We start from the raw sequence: 18,901 nt of genomic DNA, 5'->3' as shown, positions 1-18,901 counted from the left end.
GTCAACGAGACATTTCGAGAAGGGCAGGGCCCTTAACGGAACATTGCGCTGATCGATTCTTCATTGCTGATGCGGCGAACCGCTTCGGCAACAACCGGTGCGATATCCAGTTGACGGATACGTGCACAGGCTTGTGCTGCAGCGGACAGCGGGATGGTGTTAGTCACCACCAGCTCGTCCAGCACGGAATTTTCGATATTCTCGATGGCCCGACCCGACAGCACAGGGTGTGTGCAGTAGGCAAAGACCTTGGCTGCGCCATGCTCTTTCAAGGCCTTGGCCGCGTGGCACAGAGTGCCGGCGGTATCGACCATGTCATCGACCAGAATGCAGGTACGCCCTTCGACATCACCGATGATATGCATCACTTCAGAGTGATTGGCTTTCTCACGGCGTTTGTCGATGATCCCGAGATCCACGCCCAGGGATTTGGCAACAGCACGTGCACGCACGACGCCACCAATGTCCGGGGACACGATCATCAGGTTTTCGAAGCGCTGATCTTCAATGTCATCCACCAGAACCGGGGAGCCGTAGATGTTATCTACCGGAATATCGAAGAACCCCTGAATCTGGTCAGCATGCAGATCAACCGTGAGAACACGGTCGATGCCGACTACGGTAAGCATGTCAGCGACGACTTTCGCGCTGATAGCCACACGTGCGGAACGCGGACGGCGATCCTGACGGGCATAACCAAAATAAGGAATAACAGCAGTAATACGAGTAGCCGAGGAGCGGCGGAAGGCATCAGCCATCACTACCAGTTCCATCAGGTTATCGTTGGTCGGAGCGCAAGTCGGCTGAATAATGAAAACGTCTTTACCGCGAACGTTTTCATTGATCTCGGCAGTAATTTCGCCGTCGGAGAACTTACCGACAGAGATGTCACCGAGAGGGATATGCAGCTGACGTACAACACGCCGAGCCAGATCGGGGTTAGCGTTCCCCGTAAAGACCATCATCTTGGACACGCGCAGTACCTAGAGGCTGAGGGTAACCTGGATGAGTATAGAAAATGGCAGGGGCGGCTGGATTCGAACCAACGCATGGCAGGATCAAAACCTGCTGCCTTACCGCTTGGCGACGCCCCTGTATCTGTTGCTTCAAGTGCCTGGCACTTGATTCCTTTTAGAGCAGACTTTGCAGCTTGCGATGCAACATCGAAACGTTGCTTCCTTTTGCTACAAACCCTGTAAGGGTCTCTGTCAGAAGGGCCGAGACTTTATCAGCTTCAGCTTTGCTTGGGAAGCCCCCAAACACACAACTTCCAGTGCCGGTGAGTTTTGCTTCGGTAAATTTACCTAACAAATCCAATGCGTTACGTACCTCTGGATAACGCCTTGCAACCACCGGTAAGCAGTCATTTCGACTGTTTCCCTCGGGAACGGGGCGCACTTTAATGGGCGGCGTGTTACGTGTCAACAAAGGATCGGAAAAAATTTCTGCCGTACTTACAGAGACTTGCGGAACGAGCACCAGATACCACGGTTCTTCGGGTTCGACCGGGGTCAGTTTCTCGCCCACGCCTTCGGCAAATGCCGCGTGGCCCCGGACGAAAACCGGAACGTCGGCACCCAAAGCCAGACCCAGTGCGGCCAGGCGATCTTCATCCCAGCCCAGCTGCCACAAGTGATTGAGCCCGAGCAGGGTGGTGGCCGCGTTGGAGCTGCCGCCACCGATACCGCCGCCCATGGGCAGCACCTTGTCGATCCAGATGTCGATGCCCAACGTGCAGCCGGATTGCTGTTGCAGCATTTTCGCCGCGCGCACGATCAGGTTGCTGTCGTGAGGCACGCCGGCAAATTCGGTATGCAACTGGATCACGCCGTCATCGCGCACGGCGAAGGTGATGTCGTCGCCGTAATCGACGAACTGAAAAATGGTCTGCAGTTCGTGATAGCCATCTTCGCGACGACCGAGAATATGCAACATCAGATTGAGCTTGGCTGGCGACGGCAGCGTCAGGCGTGGAGCGCTCATGCTTATTGCCCCAGCTTGCGCGGCTGCCAGGTCTTGATCACCAGCGTCACGTCCAGATCGGTGCCGTGCAGTTTGATCCGCTCGGGCAGCCAGTAACCGTTTTGCTCGGCGTAGCTGAGGTACTCGACCTGCCAGCCATCCTGTTCCAGGTTGGCCAGGCGACTGTTGTTATCGAGGGACAAGCGGCTTTTGCTGCTTGGCGCAGGCAGGCCACGAACCCACCAGGCCAGATTGGACACCGGCAGTTTCCAGCCGAGTTGCTCTTCGAGCAGCGCTTCTGGCGACTCGGCGTCATAGCGGCCCTGGTTGGCAACTTCCAGCGAAACCTTGCCCGGACGCCCGGTCAGACGCGCAGCGCCACGACCCAGCGGGCCGGACAGGCGAATGTCGTAGTAATCCTGACGCTGCAGCCAGAACAGCGTGCCGCTGCCGGAATCTTTCGGCGCGCGAATACCGATCTTGCCGTCGATCTGCCAGCCGTCGAGGCCGGTCAGCTGCTGCTTGTTCGCGGCCCATTGAGCCGGACTGCCGTGGCCCTCGACCGATTCGCGAGCGCCGAAGCCCGCGCAACCGGCGAGCAGGGCGATGAAGCTGAAAACAATAACGTGGCGCAAAAACATGAGTTAAAGAGTCTCGGATCCGGTCAGGCGCTTGATGGTGCTGCGCAGGATAGTGCTGTCGGGCTGATCCTTGAGGAACTTGCCCCAGATTTGTTTGGCTTCACGCTGATTGCCCTTGGCCCACAGGACTTCGCCCAGGTGCGCGGCAACTTCGTGGTCCGGGAAACGCTCCAGCGCCTGGCGCAGGTATTTCTCGGCATCGTCCAGATTGCCCATGCGGAAGTTGACCCAGCCAAGGCTGTCGAGCACGGCAGGGTCTTCCGGGTTGATCCGGTGCGCCTGTTCGATCAGATCCTTGGCTTCCGCGTAGCGGGTGGTGCGATCGGACAGGGTGTAACCCAGGGCGTTGAGCGCCATGGCGTTGTCCGGATCGCGCTTGATGATCAGGCGCAGGTCTTTTTCCATCTGCCCCAGGTCATTGCGTTTTTCCGCGAGCATGGCCCGGGTATAGAGCAGATTCAGGTCGTCGGGGTATTGCAGCAGGGCTTGCTGCAAGACTTTCCAGGCCTTGTCGTCCTGTTTGTTGGCCGACAGGGTTTCGGATTCGATCAGGTACAGCTGGATCGCATAATCCGGTTGCGCATCGCGCTCGGTCGCCAGTTTGCTTTGCGCTTCGGCGGTCTTGCCGTTGTTCATCAGAATGTCGGCCTGACGCAACTGCGCCGGCAGATAGTCATTGCCTGGGCCCACCTGCGCGTATTCGATCAGCGCGCCCTGCGGGTCGTTGCGTTCTTCGGCGATGCGACCGAGGTTCAGGTGCGCCGAATCGACGTGGCTTTCCCGGGCGATCAGGTCTTCCAGGTAACCCTTGGCCTCGTCCCAGGCCTTGGCTTCCAGGCACACGAGTGCCAGCGAGTAACGCAGTTCGTCGTCTTCCGGGTATTGCTGAACGAGGGTGGAGAACTCGACCTTGGCGTCGTCCATCCGGTCCTGTTCGACCAGCGTGCGCGCATAGGTCAGGCGCAGGCGCTTGTCCTCCGGGTACTTCTTGATGTTTTTGCGCAGCAGCGGCAGGGCTTCGTCGCCACGATTCATGGTTTGCAGCAGACGGGCGCGCAGCAGGATCGGAGCGATCTCGCCGTCTTCCGGCGGGTTGTCTTCGAGCAGGGTCAGTGCGGCCTTGTTGTCGCCGTCCTGTTGCAGCAGCAGGGCCTTGCCGAAAATCAGCTGGCTGTTCTTTGGGTGGCGCTGCAGCAGGCGATCGAAACTTTTCATCAGGCCGTTGCGGGTTTCCTGATCGGTGTCGGCGGCCGACAGCGCGAGGAAATCGAAATGGGTGTCGCCCTTGCCCTGCAGGACTTTCTCCATATAGACCATGGAGTCGTCATAACGCCCGGCGCGGGCCAGTTGCACGGCGGCGGCGCGTTGCGCTTCGAGGTCGTCCGGGGCGTTTCTTGCCCAGATCAGTGCGGTGTCCAGCGCAGGCTGGTCGGCGCCCAGGTACTCGGCGATGCGGAACGCGCGCTCGGAAACGCCCGGATCCTGGGTATTGATGGCCTGGGTCACGTAGTTGTCCAGGGCAATGTCGAAACGATTGCGCTGGCCGGCGAGTTCGGCGCTCAACAGGCTGAAAACGGTTTCCTCGCTGAACGAGCTGTAAACCTTGGGCTTTTCAGGCGTGGGCGTGGTGTCTTCGACCGGCGGGGTACCGTCCGGCGACACGGGTGCCATGGCCTGGCAGCCGCTGAGGAAGACAAAAGCAAGGAGCAACGCGGAAGATCTATTCATATAGGAAGAGGACGACTAACCTGCGGTCGGATCATCATGACACAAGCCTTCGGCCAAACATAACCGCTCAGGCAATTTACGCTATCCCGTGCAGGAGCTGCCGCAGGCTGCGAGCTTTTGATCTGGCTTCTGATCCGCAAAAACCAGAATCAAAAGATCGCCGCCTGCGGCAGCTTCTACGGGGGCGATGTGTACATGAACGAGAATGGATCGCAGCAGGCAGTGGATACAATAAGGGCGATAGATATCCAATAGTTGTTCTGAATCTGACGAAGTAGGACAATTGCCGGCTTCACGTCACCATCAGCGACCATGAATGGCCTTCCTTGCACTCGGTATTAACCACAAGACTGCTTCAGTAGACGTCCGCGAGCGCGTGGCCTTTACCCCTGAGCAGCTGGTGGAGGCCTTGCAGCAGCTCTGCCGACTCACCGACAGCCGCGAAGCTGCGATCCTCTCCACCTGCAATCGCAGTGAGCTTTATATAGAACAGGATCAGGTTTCTGCTGATCTGGTCCTGCGCTGGCTGGCTGATTATCACCATTTAAGCCTCGATGAGCTGCGCGCCAGTGCTTATGTGCACGAAGATGATGCGGCAGTTCGTCACATGATGCGCGTCGCCTCCGGGCTCGACTCGCTGGTGCTGGGCGAACCGCAGATCCTCGGGCAGATGAAATCGGCCTACGCCGTGGCCCGCGAGGCCGGCACCATCGGCCCGCTGCTGGGGCGCCTGTTTCAAGCGACGTTCAATGCCGCCAAGCAGGTGCGCACCGACACCGCCATCGGCGAAAACCCGGTGTCTGTGGCGTTTGCCGCGGTCAGTCTGGCCAAGCAGATTTTCAGCGACCTGCAACGCAGTCAGGCGCTGCTGATCGGCGCCGGCGAGACCATCACCCTGGTCGCCCGCCATTTGCATGAGCTGGGGGTCAAGCGCATCGTGGTTGCCAACCGTACGCTGGAGCGCGCCAGTCTGCTGGCCGAGCAGTTCGGCGCGCATGCGGTGTTGCTCTCGGACATTCCGGCGGAGCTGGTGCGCAGCGATATCGTGATCAGTTCGACCGCCAGCCAGTTGCCGATTCTCGGCAAGGGCGCGGTCGAAAGCGCGCTGAAGCAGCGCAAGCACAAGCCGATCTTCATGGTCGACATCGCCGTACCGCGGGATATCGAGCCGGAAGTCGGCGAGCTCGACGACGTTTACCTCTATAGCGTCGACGATCTGCACGAAGTGGTCGCTGAAAACCTCAAGAGCCGGCAGGGCGCAGCCCAGGCGGCGGAGGAGATGGTTTCGGTCGGCGCCGACGATTTCATGGTGCGCCTGCGCGAACTGGCGGCGGTCGATGTGCTCAAGGCCTATCGGCAACAGAGTGAACGCCTGCGCGACGAGGAGCTGCAAAAAGCCCTGCGTCTGCTGGCCAACGGCGGCAACGCCGAAGAGGTGCTCGGGCAACTGGCCCGTGGCCTGACCAATAAACTGCTGCATGCGCCTAGCGTGCAACTGAAAAAGCTTTCTGCCGAAGGCCGCCTCGATGCGCTGGCCATGGCCCAGGAACTCTTTGCCCTCGAGGGCTCACCGGATAGTTTTTCGGATAAAAAACCGCAATGAAAGCGTCACTGCTCAACAAGCTGGACATCCTCCAGGACCGTTTCGAGGAACTGACCGCGCTGCTCGGCGACGCCGAAGTCATTTCCGATCAGGCCAAGTTCCGCGCCTATTCCAAGGAATACGCCGAAGTTGAGCCGGTCGTCGCCGCCTATAAAAAGCTGCTCAGCGTGCAAAGCGATCTTGAAGGCGCCCAGGCGCTGCTCAAGGACAGCGACCCGGACATGCGCGAAATGGCCGTGGAAGAAGTCCGCGAAGCCAAAGAACTGCTGATCACGCTGGAATCCGACCTGCAACGCATGTTGCTGCCCAAAGATCCGAACGACGGGCGCAACGTGTTCCTCGAAATCCGCGCCGGCACCGGTGGTGACGAGGCGGCGATCTTCTCCGGCGACCTGTTCCGCATGTATTCGCGTTACGCCGAGCGCCGTGGCTGGCGTGTGGAAATTCTCTCGGAGAACGAGGGCGAGCACGGCGGCTATAAAGAAGTCATTGCCCGGGTCGAAGGCGACAATGTCTACGGCAAGCTGAAGTTCGAGTCCGGCGCGCACCGCGTTCAGCGTGTACCGGCCACCGAATCCCAGGGCCGCATCCACACCTCGGCGTGCACCGTGGCGGTGTTGCCGGAGCCGGACGAGCAGGAAACGATCGAGATCAACCCGGCGGACTTGCGCGTCGACACCTACCGCTCCTCCGGGGCCGGTGGTCAGCACGTGAACAAGACCGACTCGGCGATCCGCATCACTCACTTGCCGACCGGAATCGTCGTCGAGTGCCAGGAAGAACGTTCCCAGCACAAGAACCGTGCGCGGGCGATGGCCTGGCTGTCGGCCAAGCTCAACGATCAGCAGACCGCCGCAGCGGCCAACGCGATTGCCAGCGAGCGCAAGCTGCTGGTGGGTTCCGGCGATCGCTCCGAGCGCATCCGCACCTACAACTTTGCCCAGGGCCGGGTCACTGACCATCGCGTCAACCTGACCCTGTACTCCCTCGACGAAATTCTTGCCGGTGGCGTTGACGCGGTGATCGAGCCTTTGCTGGCCGAGTACCAGGCCGACCAACTTGCGGCGATAGGTGAATAAATGACCATCATTGCCAGCTTGTTGCGCGCCGCCGAACTGCCGGACTCGCCCACCGCGCGCCTGGATGCCGAGTTGCTGCTGGCGGCGGCGCTGGGCAAGCCGCGCAGCTTCCTGCACACCTGGCCCGAGCGCATTGTGCCCAGCGAAGCGGTGCTGGTTTTTACCGAGTATCTGCAGCGACGTCGCAGCGGTGAGCCGGTGGCTTACATCCTCGGTCAGCAAGGTTTCTGGAAGCTCGACCTGGAAGTCGCGCCGCACACCCTGATCCCGCGTCCGGACACCGAATTGCTGGTCGAAGCTGCACTGGAATTGCTGGCGGCAACCCCGGCAAGCGTCCTCGACCTGGGCACGGGCAGCGGCGCGATCGCCCTGGCCCTGGCCAGCGAACGCCCGGCGTGGCAGGTCACGGCGGTGGATCGCGTGCTCGAAGCCGTGGCCCTCGCCGAGCGCAATCGCCAGCGCCTGAACCTGAGCAACGCCACGGTGTTGAGCAGTCACTGGTTCAGCGCCCTCGCAGGCCAGCGTTTCAATCTGATCATCAGCAACCCGCCGTACATCGCCGCCACCGACCCGCATCTGGTCGAAGGCGATGTGCGCTTCGAGCCGGCCAGTGCACTGGTCGCCGGTGTCGACGGGCTCGACGATCTGCGCCTGATTGTCGCCCAGGCTCCGGAGCATCTTGAAGCCGCTGGCTGGCTGATGCTCGAACACGGCTATGATCAAGCCGAGGCCGTGCGTGATCTGTTGCTTACTCGCGGTTTCGAAGAAGTCCACAGCCGTACCGATCTGGGCGGCCATCAACGGATCAGCCTGGGGCGCCTGCCGTGCTGAATGATCAGGAGTTGCTGCGCTACAGCCGGCAGATTCTGCTGCAACACATCGACATCGATGGGCAACTGAAGCTCAAGGACAGCCGCGTGTTGATTGTCGGCCTTGGCGGACTCGGCGCGCCGGTTGCGCTGTATCTGGCGGCGGCGGGTGTCGGTGAGCTGCACCTGGCGGATTTCGACACGGTCGACCTGACCAACCTGCAGCGCCAGATCATCCATGACACTGACAGCGTCGGCATGAGCAAGGTCGACTCGGCGCTCAAGCGCCTGGGCGCGATCAATCCCGAGATTCAACTGGTTGCCCATCGTCAGGCGCTGGACGAAGACTCGCTGGCCGCCGCCGTTGCCGCAGTGGACCTGGTGCTCGACTGCTCCGACAATTTTTCCACCCGCGAAGCGGTGAATGCCGCTTGCGTCGCGGCGTGCAAACCGTTGGTCAGCGGTGCGGCAATTCGTCTGGAAGGGCAGTTGTCGGTGTTCGACCCGCGTCGCCCGGAAAGTCCGTGCTACCACTGCTTGTACGGGCATGGCAGCGAGGCCGAGCTGACTTGCAGCGAAGCCGGTGTGGTCGGGCCGTTGGTAGGGCTGGTCGGCAGTCTGCAAGCGCTGGAAGCGCTGAAGGTGCTGGTCGGTTTCGGCGAGCCACTGGTCGGCCGCTTGCTGCTGATCGATGCCTTGGGTTCACGCTTCCGTGAATTGCGGGTCAAGCGCGACCCGGGCTGCAGCGTTTGTGGTTCGCAGCATGCGTGAGGCACCAATCGCGGTGTTCGATTCCGGTGTCGGCGGCTTGTCGGTACTGGCCGAGATCCAGCGTTTGCTGCCCCATGAATCCCTGCTGTATTTCGCCGATTGCGGGCACATTCCCTACGGTGAGAAATCCCCCGAGTTCATCCGCCTGCGCTGTAACGTGATGGCCGGATTCTTCCGCGAGCAGGGCGCCAAGGCCTTGGTGATCGCCTGCAACACCGCCACGGTGGCCGCTGTCGCCGACCTGCGCCGGGATTTCCCTGACTGGCCAATCGTTGGCATGGAGCCGGCGGTCAAACCCGCCGCTGCCGCGACCCGCAGCGGTGTGGTCGGGGTGCTCGCCACCACCGGCACGTTGCAGAGTGCCAAGTTCACCGCGTTGCTCGACCGCTTCGCCACCGATGTGCGGGTCATCACCCAGCCGTGTCCTGGTCTGGTGGAGCTGATTGAAAGCGGTGATCTGCACAGCGCCGAGTTGCGCGCATTGCTGCAGCACTATGTCGAGCCGCTGCTGGCCAATGGTTGCGACACGATCATCCTCGGCTGCACCCACTATCCGTTTCTCAAGCCGATGCTCAAGTCGATGCTCCCCGAAAGCATCAGCCTGATCGACACTGGCGCGGCTGTGGCGCGGCAACTGCAGCGGTTGCTGGCCGAACGTGATCTGCTCGCCGCGGGGCCGAACCGACCGGTCAGATTCTGGACCAGTGCCGATCCTCAGTTCTTCCGCAACACCCTGCCCCTGCTGGGCCAAGTCGCCGGTGACGTTGAAAGATTCAGCTTGTAAAAAAAATGTGAAATATCTAAAAAGTCAGCTGAACTTCTTCTCAAGCGCTGATTTCTATACCGCTGGGTTTACTAGAAAACCAAACGATCGTTCCGGAAAAGGAAGTTTCAAAGTGAAGCGACTATTCTGCTTGGCCGCGATTGCGGCTGCACTAATGGGGCAAAGTTTTACCGCACAAGCCGCAGGCGTTGAGTTTGCAGTGGGTGCAACCAGCGATTCGACAATGACTTATCGCCTGGGCATGAATTTCGACTGGGATCAGAGCTGGCTGCAAAGTGATGTCGGTCGTGTGACCGGTTACTGGAGCGGCGCTTACACGTATTGGGAAGGCGACAAGACGTCGAGCAACAACAGCTTGTCGTTCTCGCCGGTGTTCGTCTACGAGTTTGCCGGTCAGTCGGTCAAACCGTATGTTGAAGCGGGGATTGGTGTAGCAGCGTTCTCCAACACCAAGTATGAAAGCAACAACATTGGCGGTTCCTTTCAGTTTGAAGACCGTATCGGTTTTGGCCTGCGTTTCACTGGTGGGCATGAAGTCGGTATCCGTGCGACGCACTATTCCAACGCCGGCCTGAGCAGTAACAACGACGGTGTAGAAAGTTACGCGCTGCATTACACGATGCCGCTGTAAAAGCTACACACCTGACCTTTGTGGGAGCGAGCCTGCTCGCGAAAGCGGAGTTTCAGTCACTATTGATGTTGGCTGATACACCACCTTCGAGAGCAGGCTCGCTCCCACATTGGTTTGTGGTGTTGCAAGATCAGCGGTACGCCGTGGCAATTCCTTTGCGCTCTTCAAGGCACTCCGGGGCGCCCATCTCGAACTCCCGGCAGATCAGCGGACGTTTCTCGTAGATCGTGCACATCATGCTGTCGCGATCCAGCGCCGCACACCAGCCGTCGTCCAGACGCAGCATGACTTCACCGCCCCATTCATCGGTATCGATAAAGCGCTCAGGCACGCCGGTATCGGTGATCAGCATCACTTCAAGCTGACAGCAACAAGCGGCGCAGGTCGAGCAGGTGACTGCGGGTTCGTCGATTTGATGGTGGGCAATGGTTTTCATGGCGGCAGTGTAAGGCAGTGGCCGGTGACTGTGTGAAAGCCCTGACAGACGCTCAGTGGCTCAGGCGCCGGGCCATGTAATGCAACAACGGAAACAGCAGCGCCCATAGCAGACCGATGCCGATCAGGGTCGGCCATTCGCCGTAGGGAAATTGCACCCCGGCCAACTGTCCGCCCCCGTAGTACGACACGGCACCGCCCACTGCACCGAGTACGCTGGCCAGCCACCACGGCCGGGCGCTCCATTGCAGGCAGTGGCGCAACGTGGTCGCGAGCAGGGCCCAGAGCAGCATCAGCCACAGTGGAATCAGCGGTGACGGATCCTCAAACGCGAACACCCCGGCGGCCCGCAACACGCTGTCCACCGCCGTGCCGACAAGCACCACGCTGAGGATCAAGCGACCTTCCGCCGCCCAACTGCTGATCCAGCCCAGATGGATCACCAGCACCGCCAGTGCCAACAGCAGCCACAGGCTGTTGCCGCCGATCACGCAGGCCAGCCAGCCGACCTGGAACAGCACGGCATTGGCCAGTCGTTCAGGCATCGAAGCGCCCGAGCAGCGGCGCCGGCATCGCCGCCGGTTTGGCCAGGACCAGTTGCGCGGTACCGATGGTGCGCTCCAGGAACCCGCCTTCGCAGTAGCACAGGTAAAACTCCCACAACCGCAGGAAGTAATCGTCGTAACCCAGCTCAGTCAGGCGCCCGTGGGCACGGCGAAAGTTTTCGTGCCACAGGCGCAGGGTGCGGGCGTAATGCAGGCCGAAGTCTTCCATGTGCAGCAGGTTCATGTCGGTCTCGCGGCCGACGATTTCCAGCATCTTCTGCACGCAGGGCAGGGCGCCTCCGGGGAAGATGTAGCGCTGGATGAAGTCGACGCTGCGCCGGGCTTGTTCATAGCGCTGCTCGCGGATGGTGATCGCCTGCAACAGCATCAAGCCGTTGCTCTTGAGCAGTTGCGCGCATTGCTTGAAATAGGTCGGCAGGAAGCGATGGCCGACTGCTTCGATCATCTCGATCGACACCAGTTTGTCGTATTCGCCGGTGAGGTCGCGGTAGTCCTTGAGCAGCAGCGTCACCCGATCCTGCAAGCCCAGTGCCTCTACGCGCTGGGCGGTAAATGCGTACTGCTCTTTCGACAGGGTGGTGGTGGTGACGCGGCAGCCGTAATGCTGCGCCGCGTAGATCGCCATGCTGCCCCAACCCGTGCCGATTTCCAGCAGGTGGTCGCTGGGCTTGAGGGCGAGCTTCTGGCAGATCCGTTCCAGCTTGTTCAGTTGTGCCTGTTCCAGCGTGTCTTCAGGGGTGAGGAACTGCGCGGCCGAATACATCATGGTCGGGTCGAGAAATTGTTCGAACAGGTCGTTGCCGAGGTCGTAATGCGCGGCGATGTTTTTCTGCGAACCCTTGCGCGTGTTGCGATTGAGCCAGTGCAGGCCTTGCACCAGTGGCCGGCTCAGGCGCGCCAGACCGCGTTCCATGGCGTCGAGCACGTCGAGGTTGCTGACGAATACGCGAACCACGGCTGTCAGGTCCGGCGAACTCCAGTAACCGTGGATAAAGGCTTCGCCAGCGCCAATCGATCCGTTGCCGGCCACCATCCCCCAGACCGCTGCATCCTGCACATGGATTTCGCCAAGCAGGTGGCTGCCAGGCGTGCCGAACATCAACCGCTCGCCGTCCTCGACTACCAGCAATTGCCCGTTTTTGAGTTGACTGAGTTGCCGCAAGACGCCGCGACGAAGCAGCGAACCGGTCAAACCGTTGGTGCTGAGGCGACTGACCGACAGGCTAGAGGATTTCATGGCGGTGCTCCTTGGGAGGCACAGTGGCGATTTGAAAGCTGCCGTCGGCAGCCTGATGAGCAAAAATCGGAGCACGCTTGAGCAACAGACGCACGGCCTGCCAATAAATCGCCAGGCAGGTTTTCGCGGTCATCCACGGAAAACGCCACAAGTAGCGATGCAGGCTGCGACGGTCGAGGGGCTCGCGCTGCAAGTTGAGCGTGGCGTCGAACAGTTTCTGCTCGCCTTGCCAGTCGGCCATGTGTACGCCGAGGGTTTGCGCGGCCGGGCTGAAACTCATGCGGTATTCAAGATCGCGCGGCAGGAACGGCGAGACGTGAAAGGCCTTGGCCACCGCGAAATGCTGGTGAAAGTCCTGCAGATCGACCGGTGCACGGGCCGGCAACACGTAGTGGTAACGCTCGCGCCACGGGGTGTTGGTCACCTCGCAGAGAATCGCCGCCAGCTGCCCATCGGCTTCATGGCAATAAAAGAAACTCACCGGATTGAAGGCCAGACCCCAACTGCGCGGTTGGGTCAACACGCAGACCGCGCCTTGCGGCTCATGACCGAGGGCGGCACCGACCTGTTGGCGCACCGCATCGATCAGGCGCATGCCGCTGCCGGTGAAGGTTTTCAGGTAGTCGGTTTCGCGAAACGAAAAGGGCGCAAAGCGGCTGCGGCTGGCGAGTTTCGATAGCCCGAACACGGCGTCCTGCTCGGCCAGATCGAGGTACAGCAGACCGATCCGGTAGCGGAACTCATGGCGTCTGGGCGCAAAGCGTCGATGGCCGATCCAGCCGCTGTACAGGGCGCTGTTCATAAGTTTTCCCCGAACGCGGCCGCCACACGCAATGCACTGACCACGCCGTCCTCATGGAAACCGTTGGCCCAATAGGCACCGCAATAGTGGGTGTGCTGTTCGCCATCCAGCTCGGCCCAACGATTCTGCGCTGCGGCCGCCGCGAGGCTGAATTGCGGGTGGGCGTAGGTGTATTTGGCGAGCACCTTGAACGGGCTGATGCCGGCGCTCTGATTGAGGCTGACGCAGAAGGTGGTATCGCTCTTGATCCCTTGCAGGATGTTCATGTCGTAGGTGACGGCGGCGTGGGTGTGGCCGGCGCCATTCAGCCGATAGTTCCAGCTGGCCCAGGCGAGTTTGCGGGTCGGCAGCAGGCGGGTATCGGTGTGCAACACCACTTCGTTATCGGCATACGGCAGGGCGCCGAGGATCGTACGTTCTGCCTGACTCGGGTCGGCCAACAGTTGCAGGGCCTGGTCGCTGTGGCAGGCAAGCACGACTTTATCGAAACGCTCGATGCCGGCCGGGCTGTGGATCACCACGCCGTGTTCGTCACGGTCGATGCGGGTCACCGGGCAGTTAAGGCGAATCTTGTCATTGAACGCCGCCGTCAGTGGCGCAACGTAGGCGCTGGAACCGCCCTCGATCACCTGCCATTGCGGGCGATCGCTGACCGACAGCAGGCCATGGTTCTTGAAGAAACGCACAAAGAACTGCAGCGGAAAATTGAGCATCTCGGCCATCGGCATCGACCAGATCGCCGACCCCATCGGCACGATGTAATGCAGGATGAAACGTTCGCCGTAGCCGCCGGCCTTGAGGTAATCGTCGAGGGTGGTGTCGGCGGCGATGCGCTGTTCGGCGAGGTCGCGCTGGGCTTCTTTATTGAAGCGCAGGATGTCGCGCAACATGCCCCAGAAACCCGGCGACAGCAGGTTGCGCCGCTGGGCAAACAGGCTGTTGAGGTTATTGCCGTTGTATTCCAGGCCGGTGTCCGGATCGGTCACCGAAAAGCTCATTTCGGTGGGTTTGAACGACACGCCGAGCTGGCCGAGCAAACGGATGAAGTTCGGGTAGGTCCAGTCGTTGAACACGATGAAACCGGTGTCCACGTTGTATTCGCGGCCATCGACGGTCACCTGCACGGTGTGCGTGTGGCCGCCGACCCAGTCGCTGGCCTCGAATACCGTGATTTCATGTCGGCGGTTGAGCAGGTAGGCGCAGGTCAGGCCTGCGATCCCGCTGCCGACAATGGCGATTTTCATAGTGGATCCCGCAGCGGTGGGTTGCTGCGCACCATGCGCTTGCCGATCGCCAGTTGCAGGCGCGCCGGCAATTTCGACAGAGGCCACAGTCCCGCCATGAACAGTGCTGGAAAGGCGATTTCCAGAGGGCGATCCTTGAGCTTGGCGAAAATGTGCCGGGCGGCTTTATCCACAGGCCAGCTCAATGGCATCGGGAAATCGTTTTTGGCCGTCAGCGGCGTTTCGACAAAGCCCGGGCTGATGATGGTGACTTCAATGCCCTCTTCCGCCAGATCAATACGCAGCGATTCAAACAGGTAACGCAGCCCGGCTTTCGACGCGCCATAGGCTTCGGCCCGGGGCAGCGGCAGGTAGGTCACGGAGCTGGCCATTCCCACCAGATGCGGCGCGGTGCCTTTGCGCAGCAGCGGCAGGGCGGCCTCGATGCAATAGCTGCTGGCGAGCAGATTGGTGCGCACCACGTGTTCGATGATCGAGGCGTCGAACTGCCGGGCGTCGACGTACTCGCAGGTGCCGGCATTGAGGATCACGCTGTCGAGCGAGCCCCACTCCTGCTCGATCTGCTGGCCGATCTCGCGCACGGTCTGACTGTTGGTCAAATCGCCCGCGACCACCAGCACTTGCCCCGGGTAGCGTTGCGACAACACTTTTAGCGGCGCCGTCTGCCGCGAACTGACAGCCAGGTGCGCACCGCTTTTCAAAATATCTTCGGCCAGCGCTGCACCGATGCCACTGCTGGCACCGGTCAGCCAATACCGCCGTGGAGCTGTACGACTCATCCCATTCTCCTTTTCAGCCAAGCGATCACCCGGCCCAATACGGGTAAATGTTCATAAAGCAGTGCCCCGGCATCGAAGTAATCCCGGTGGCGATAAACCTTGTCGCGCCACAACAGGTGCGAGCACCCGGCCACGCGAATCATTTGGCCACCCGCCAGCCGCGGGTGGCGGTAACTCATGACCCAGCGCAAGTAACCTTCACCGTCGCCGGTCTGGTCGAATCCGTGGAAGTCGAAGCGTAGTTCGCTGACGTTGGCGTACAGCTCGCTGAAGTAATGCCGCAGTTGCGTCAGGCCCTGGACTTCATGCAGCGGGTCGGTGAAATGAATGTCGTCGCTGTACAGCTCGCCCAGGCGTTGCAGGTTGTCCTTGTCCAACTCGGCAAACTGGCGGGCGAAGCGGCGCAGGAATTCACTCATGGAACTCTCCCGTGGACGCACGCGCGGGCAGGTTCTTGAAGGCGGCCAGCGCCCGTTCCCGTGAGGCCCCAAGATTGACGATCGGCGACGGATAGTCTGCGATGCCGAACAGCCCGCCGGCACTGGCCGGGTTGTGCACTTCTTTCTTGTTCAGCCCGGCCAGCTCAGGCAGCCAGTGCTTGATGAACAGGCCTTCGCTGTCGAATTTTTCCGATTGGCTCAGCGGGTTGAAAATGCGGAAGTACGGTGCCGAATCGGTACCGGTCGAAGAGCTCCACTGCCAGCCGCCGTTGTTCGCCGCCAGATCGCCGTCGATCAAATGTCGCATGAAGAAACGTTCGCCTTCACGCCAGTCGATCAGCAGGTTTTTCGTCAGGAACATCGCCACCACCATGCGCAGGCGGTTGTGCATCCAGCCGGTTTCCAGCAGTTGGCGCATGGCCGCGTCGATGATCGGCAAACCGGTGCGCGCCTCTTGCCACGCGGCCAGATCCTCGGGCGCGTTACGCCAGGCCAGGGCTTCGGTTTCCGGGCGAAAGGCGCGATGACGCGAGACCCGTGGATAACCGACCAGAATGTGCTTGTAGAACTCGCGCCACAGCAGCTCGTTGATCCAGGTCACGGCGCCGACCTTGCCGCTGTCGAACTCGCCCTGATTGCTTTGCAGCGCGGCGTGCAGACACTGACGCGGCGAGATCACCCCGGCGGCCAGATAGGCCGAGAGTTGGCTGGTGCCGGGCTTGGCCGGAAAGTCGCGCTCGCTCTGGTAGTAGTCGATCTGCGCATCGGCAAAGGTATCGAGGCGACGCCGGGCTTCCTGTTCGCCGGCCGGCCACAGTGCGCGCAAGGACTCGCCAGGCGTTGCAAAACCCTCGACGGATGCCGGTACCGGATCGCTGTCGATTTTCAGCTTCGCCTGTTTGCCCGGCGTCTTGACCAACGCGGGTATTGAGCGGTGCAGGCGTTCGTAACAGACCTTGCGAAACTGGCTGAATACCTGGAAATAAGTCTCGGTCTTGGTCAGGACCGTACCGGGCTTGAACAGCAGCTGATCAAGGTAACTGTGGAAGGCGATGCCTTTGGTCTTCAGGCTCACGGCCACCGCTGCGTCGCGACGGCTTTCGTGAATGCCGTACTCTTCGTTGACGTGCACCGCCTGGATATTCAAACGCACGCACAGGTCGAGCAGCACCGCCGGGGCCTGATCCCAATGGGCAGCCGTGCGGATCAGCAACGGGATGTTCAGCTCGCCGAGGGCGGCGCTCAGTTCACGCAGATTGCGCAGCCAGAAATCGACCTTGCACGCGGCATCGTCATGCTCCAGCCATTGCTGCGGACTCAACAGATACACGGCCACCGTCGGGCCGCGCGCAGCGGCAGCCTCGAGGGCAGTGTTGTCATGTTGGCGCAAGTCGCTGCGCAGCCAGATCAATTGCATGGCGGTGTCCATTAAATCAGCCCGCGCTGAACGAGTGCCTGGTGTGCCGAGAGCGAATCTTCAGCCAGGAACAAATCAGCGATTTCAGTTGTTCTTACGGACAACTCGGTCTGGTGGATGCATACCGTTGGTCCGACCAGCATTTTTGGAGCACTGACGCCATTCAGCAGTTTTGGCAGCTGCGCCAGGTTCATGGCTTTACTGGAATACAGCAGTACGCAACGTGCCTGCAGGTGCTCGACCGCCAGTGCCAGTTCTCCGGCCGGTAGCGGCCAGTCGAATACTTGCACCGGGCAATCGGCACTGCTGATCAGCCACGCGCACAGCCACAGGTGCGGTTCCAGTGGCAGGTCGGAGTGATTGATCAACAATAGCGGCGCGGTGTGCAGCTGTCGGTTGTTATGGTAGATGCGCGCACCGAATTTGCTGCGCAACCACGAATAAAAGAACACCCGTTCCATCTGCGCACCGAACTGGCCCTGCCAGCGCTGCTCCAGTTCTGTCAGCAGCGGCAGCAGCAATTGCTCGCACAGCGTGCGTGGCGGATACAGCGCCATGGCCTGGTTGATGTTGTCGTCGAGATCGCGTTCATCAAGCTGGGTGACGGCGCTGAGCAAGGCCTGACGCAGGCGTTGCCAGTCACTTTCCACCGATTCGGCGAAGGCTTGCGGAGTGTCGAGCAGGGGCTTGACCTGACTCACTGCCACACCGCGGTTAAGCCAGGTGAGGATGGTCAGGATTCGCTGCACGTGTTCGCTGGAGTACAGGCGATGGCCCTTGGGTGTTCGCTGCGGCACGATCAAGCCGTAACGACGCTCCCAGGCGCGCAGGGTGATGGCGTTGACGCCGGTCTGGCGCGCGACTTCGCGGATGGGCAGCCAGCCCTCGTCGAGGGCTTTCTTGAAGTCTGCACCCAGGTCTTCCCGGGCGCTGCTGTCGAGTGTGTCGTTCATTAAATGGCGTTTCGCAGGCTGAGGTTTTCCGGATGCGGCTGCAGGTAAACCTGCTGCGCAATGTAAGGATCCGGGTGTTGGCGAAAGTGATGCTTGAGCAGCGTCAGCGGCACCACCAACGGTACGATGCCGTGACGGTACTGGCCGATGATGTGCTGCACTTCCTGTTTGTCTTCGGCACTGAGGGCTTGCTTCAGGTAGCCGCTGATGTGCTGCAGGACATTGCTGTGGGTGCGGCGGGTGGCGCATTTTTTCAAGGCTGCCATCAGCTCACTGAAGTAGCGCGGGCCCAGCTCGACCGGATTGGTCTTGCCCATGTTGCCCAGCAGATTGCCCAGCGCTTTGTACTGCACCGGGTTGTGGGCCATCAGCAGGTATTTGTAGCGCGAGTGGAATTCGGTGAGTGCGCGACGGCTCAGGCCTTGTTTCAGCACGTGTTGCCATTCGCTGTAGGCGAGCACGCGGGTGATGAAGTTTTCTCGCAGCACCGGATCGTTCAGGCGCCCGGCTTCTTCCACGGGCAAATCCGGGTGTTGCGCACAGAACGCCTGAGCGTAGATGCCACGTCCGCCGCCGTTCACCGGTGCGCCGTTGGCGTGATAGACCTTGACCCGTTCCAGACCGCAGGACGGCGATTGCTGCATGAAGATATAGCCGCAGATGTCTGTGAGCTCTGCGGCCATTTTCTCGCCGTAGGCCGCCAAGGGCTGGGTGACGTTGATCGCCGGGTTGACGGTGCCGACTGCCTCAGGATTGTCCGGGTTGCCCACGAGGCGGATCGGCTCACGAGGAATCCCCAGGCCGATCGCGACTTCAGGACATACCGGGACGAATTCGAAATGCTCGGCCAGGGTGCGGCTGCACAGCCGCGATTCCTTGTGCCCGCCGTTGTAGCGCACTTCGGCGCCCATCAGGCAGGCGCTGATGGCGATTTTGGGCCGGATAGCAGAAAGGTCGGACATGCACACCTCGAATCTATTCCTGTACAGGATGTTATTCCTGTACAACTTTTAACAGCAT

20 protein-coding genes and 1 tRNA gene are annotated in these 18,901 nt (G+C 60.7%); 6 read left to right on the top strand and 15 right to left on the bottom strand.

The annotated features are described in order from the left end of the window. Window positions 1-32 precede the first annotated feature (32 nt). The 5 genes from HBN98_RS09405 to HBN98_RS09385 all read right to left on the bottom strand — a co-directional run bounded on the left by HBN98_RS09405 (window position 33) and on the right by HBN98_RS09385 (window position 4,331). Complete coding sequence (locus tag HBN98_RS09405; protein ID WP_003171603.1) at window positions 33-974, bottom strand: ribose-phosphate pyrophosphokinase; 942 nt, start codon at window positions 972-974, stop codon at window positions 33-35. Between the two features lie 45 nt (window positions 975-1,019). After that, window positions 1,020-1,094 (bottom strand) — tRNA-Gln (locus HBN98_RS09400). A gap of 37 nt (window positions 1,095-1,131) precedes the next feature. Further along, entirely contained in the window at window positions 1,132-1,983 is an 852-nt protein-coding gene (gene ispE / locus HBN98_RS09395; RefSeq protein ID WP_064589172.1) for a 4-(cytidine 5'-diphospho)-2-C-methyl-D-erythritol kinase, read from the bottom strand. A gap of 2 nt (window positions 1,984-1,985) precedes the next feature. Then, window positions 1,986-2,603 (bottom strand): lipoprotein insertase outer membrane protein LolB, encoded by a 618-nt coding sequence (lolB, locus tag HBN98_RS09390; RefSeq protein WP_064589171.1) that lies wholly within the window; start codon window positions 2,601-2,603, stop codon window positions 1,986-1,988. 3 nt (window positions 2,604-2,606) lie between these two features. Beyond that, window positions 2,607-4,331: a tetratricopeptide repeat protein gene (locus HBN98_RS09385; protein WP_083367929.1), complete on the bottom strand. Its 1,725-nt coding sequence runs from the start codon at window positions 4,329-4,331 to the stop codon at window positions 2,607-2,609. Window positions 4,332-4,647: 316 nt separating this feature from the next. On the opposite strand from HBN98_RS09385, the gene hemA reads away from it, so the two are divergent. The 6 genes from hemA (at window position 4,648) to HBN98_RS09355 (ending at window position 10,008) form a co-directional block, all read left to right on the top strand. Continuing rightward, the gene (gene hemA, locus HBN98_RS09380) at window positions 4,648-5,934 is read left to right on the top strand and encodes a glutamyl-tRNA reductase (RefSeq protein WP_064589169.1); all 1,287 of its coding nucleotides are present in this window, start codon (window positions 4,648-4,650) and stop codon (window positions 5,932-5,934) included. Then, window positions 5,931-7,013 (top strand): peptide chain release factor 1, encoded by a 1,083-nt coding sequence (prfA, locus tag HBN98_RS09375; protein ID WP_064589168.1) that lies wholly within the window; start codon window positions 5,931-5,933, stop codon window positions 7,011-7,013. The genes hemA and prfA overlap by 4 nt, the downstream gene beginning before the upstream one ends. Then, complete coding sequence (prmC, locus tag HBN98_RS09370) at window positions 7,014-7,844, top strand: peptide chain release factor N(5)-glutamine methyltransferase (protein ID WP_064589167.1); 831 nt, start codon at window positions 7,014-7,016, stop codon at window positions 7,842-7,844. Continuing rightward, on the top strand, window positions 7,838-8,593 hold the full coding sequence (locus tag HBN98_RS09365; protein WP_064589166.1) for a molybdopterin-synthase adenylyltransferase MoeB: 756 nt from the start codon (window positions 7,838-7,840) through the stop codon (window positions 8,591-8,593). The genes prmC and HBN98_RS09365 overlap by 7 nt, the downstream gene beginning before the upstream one ends. After that, entirely contained in the window at window positions 8,586-9,377 is a 792-nt protein-coding gene (murI, locus tag HBN98_RS09360; protein WP_083367930.1) for a glutamate racemase, read from the top strand. Before HBN98_RS09365 ends, murI begins: the two co-directional genes overlap by 8 nt. Window positions 9,378-9,489: 112 nt before the next feature. Next, a complete protein-coding gene (locus tag HBN98_RS09355) occupies window positions 9,490-10,008 on the top strand; it encodes an acyloxyacyl hydrolase (protein WP_064589164.1) in 519 nt (172 codons plus the stop codon). A 130-nt stretch (window positions 10,009-10,138) separates the two neighbouring features. Here HBN98_RS09355 and HBN98_RS09350 read toward each other — a convergent pair whose 3' ends face one another. The 10 genes from HBN98_RS09350 to HBN98_RS09305 are packed head-to-tail and all read right to left on the bottom strand — an operon-like array spanning window position 10,139 to window position 18,843. Beyond that, window positions 10,139-10,444: a YkgJ family cysteine cluster protein gene (locus HBN98_RS09350; protein ID WP_064589163.1), complete on the bottom strand. Its 306-nt coding sequence runs from the start codon at window positions 10,442-10,444 to the stop codon at window positions 10,139-10,141. Window positions 10,445-10,496: 52 nt separating this feature from the next. After that, a complete protein-coding gene (locus HBN98_RS09345; RefSeq protein ID WP_083367931.1) occupies window positions 10,497-10,988 on the bottom strand; it encodes a DUF2878 domain-containing protein in 492 nt (163 codons plus the stop codon). Further along, window positions 10,981-12,246 (bottom strand): SAM-dependent methyltransferase, encoded by a 1,266-nt coding sequence (locus HBN98_RS09340; protein ID WP_083367932.1) that lies wholly within the window; start codon window positions 12,244-12,246, stop codon window positions 10,981-10,983. The genes HBN98_RS09345 and HBN98_RS09340 overlap by 8 nt, the downstream gene beginning before the upstream one ends. After that, a complete protein-coding gene (locus HBN98_RS09335) occupies window positions 12,233-13,048 on the bottom strand; it encodes a DUF1365 domain-containing protein (protein ID WP_083367933.1) in 816 nt (271 codons plus the stop codon). Before HBN98_RS09335 ends, HBN98_RS09340 begins: the two co-directional genes overlap by 14 nt. Further along, entirely contained in the window at window positions 13,045-14,292 is a 1,248-nt protein-coding gene (locus tag HBN98_RS09330) for an NAD(P)/FAD-dependent oxidoreductase (protein WP_083367934.1), read from the bottom strand. The genes HBN98_RS09335 and HBN98_RS09330 overlap by 4 nt, the downstream gene beginning before the upstream one ends. Further along, the gene (locus HBN98_RS09325) at window positions 14,289-15,071 is read right to left on the bottom strand and encodes an SDR family NAD(P)-dependent oxidoreductase (protein WP_083367935.1); all 783 of its coding nucleotides are present in this window, start codon (window positions 15,069-15,071) and stop codon (window positions 14,289-14,291) included. The genes HBN98_RS09330 and HBN98_RS09325 overlap by 4 nt, the downstream gene beginning before the upstream one ends. Then, window positions 15,068-15,490, bottom strand: coding sequence for a nuclear transport factor 2 family protein (locus HBN98_RS09320; protein WP_064589157.1), 423 nt, complete (start codon window positions 15,488-15,490; stop codon window positions 15,068-15,070). The genes HBN98_RS09325 and HBN98_RS09320 overlap by 4 nt, the downstream gene beginning before the upstream one ends. Then, window positions 15,483-16,928: a deoxyribodipyrimidine photo-lyase gene (phrB, locus tag HBN98_RS09315; protein ID WP_083369401.1), complete on the bottom strand. Its 1,446-nt coding sequence runs from the start codon at window positions 16,926-16,928 to the stop codon at window positions 15,483-15,485. Before phrB ends, HBN98_RS09320 begins: the two co-directional genes overlap by 8 nt. 11 nt (window positions 16,929-16,939) lie before the next feature. Then, window positions 16,940-17,881, bottom strand: coding sequence for a MerR family transcriptional regulator (locus tag HBN98_RS09310; RefSeq protein ID WP_064589156.1), 942 nt, complete (start codon window positions 17,879-17,881; stop codon window positions 16,940-16,942). Then, the gene (locus HBN98_RS09305; protein ID WP_083367936.1) at window positions 17,881-18,843 is read right to left on the bottom strand and encodes a YbgA family protein; all 963 of its coding nucleotides are present in this window, start codon (window positions 18,841-18,843) and stop codon (window positions 17,881-17,883) included. The genes HBN98_RS09310 and HBN98_RS09305 overlap by 1 nt, the downstream gene beginning before the upstream one ends. Window positions 18,844-18,901: the final 58 nt, after the last annotated feature.

It is taken from the genome of Pseudomonas koreensis (genome assembly GCF_012986595.1).
GTDB lineage: Bacteria > Pseudomonadota > Gammaproteobacteria > Pseudomonadales > Pseudomonadaceae > Aquipseudomonas > Aquipseudomonas koreensis.
Note: the sequence above shows the minus strand (reverse complement) of the source record. Positions and strands in the feature narration are given on the sequence as shown.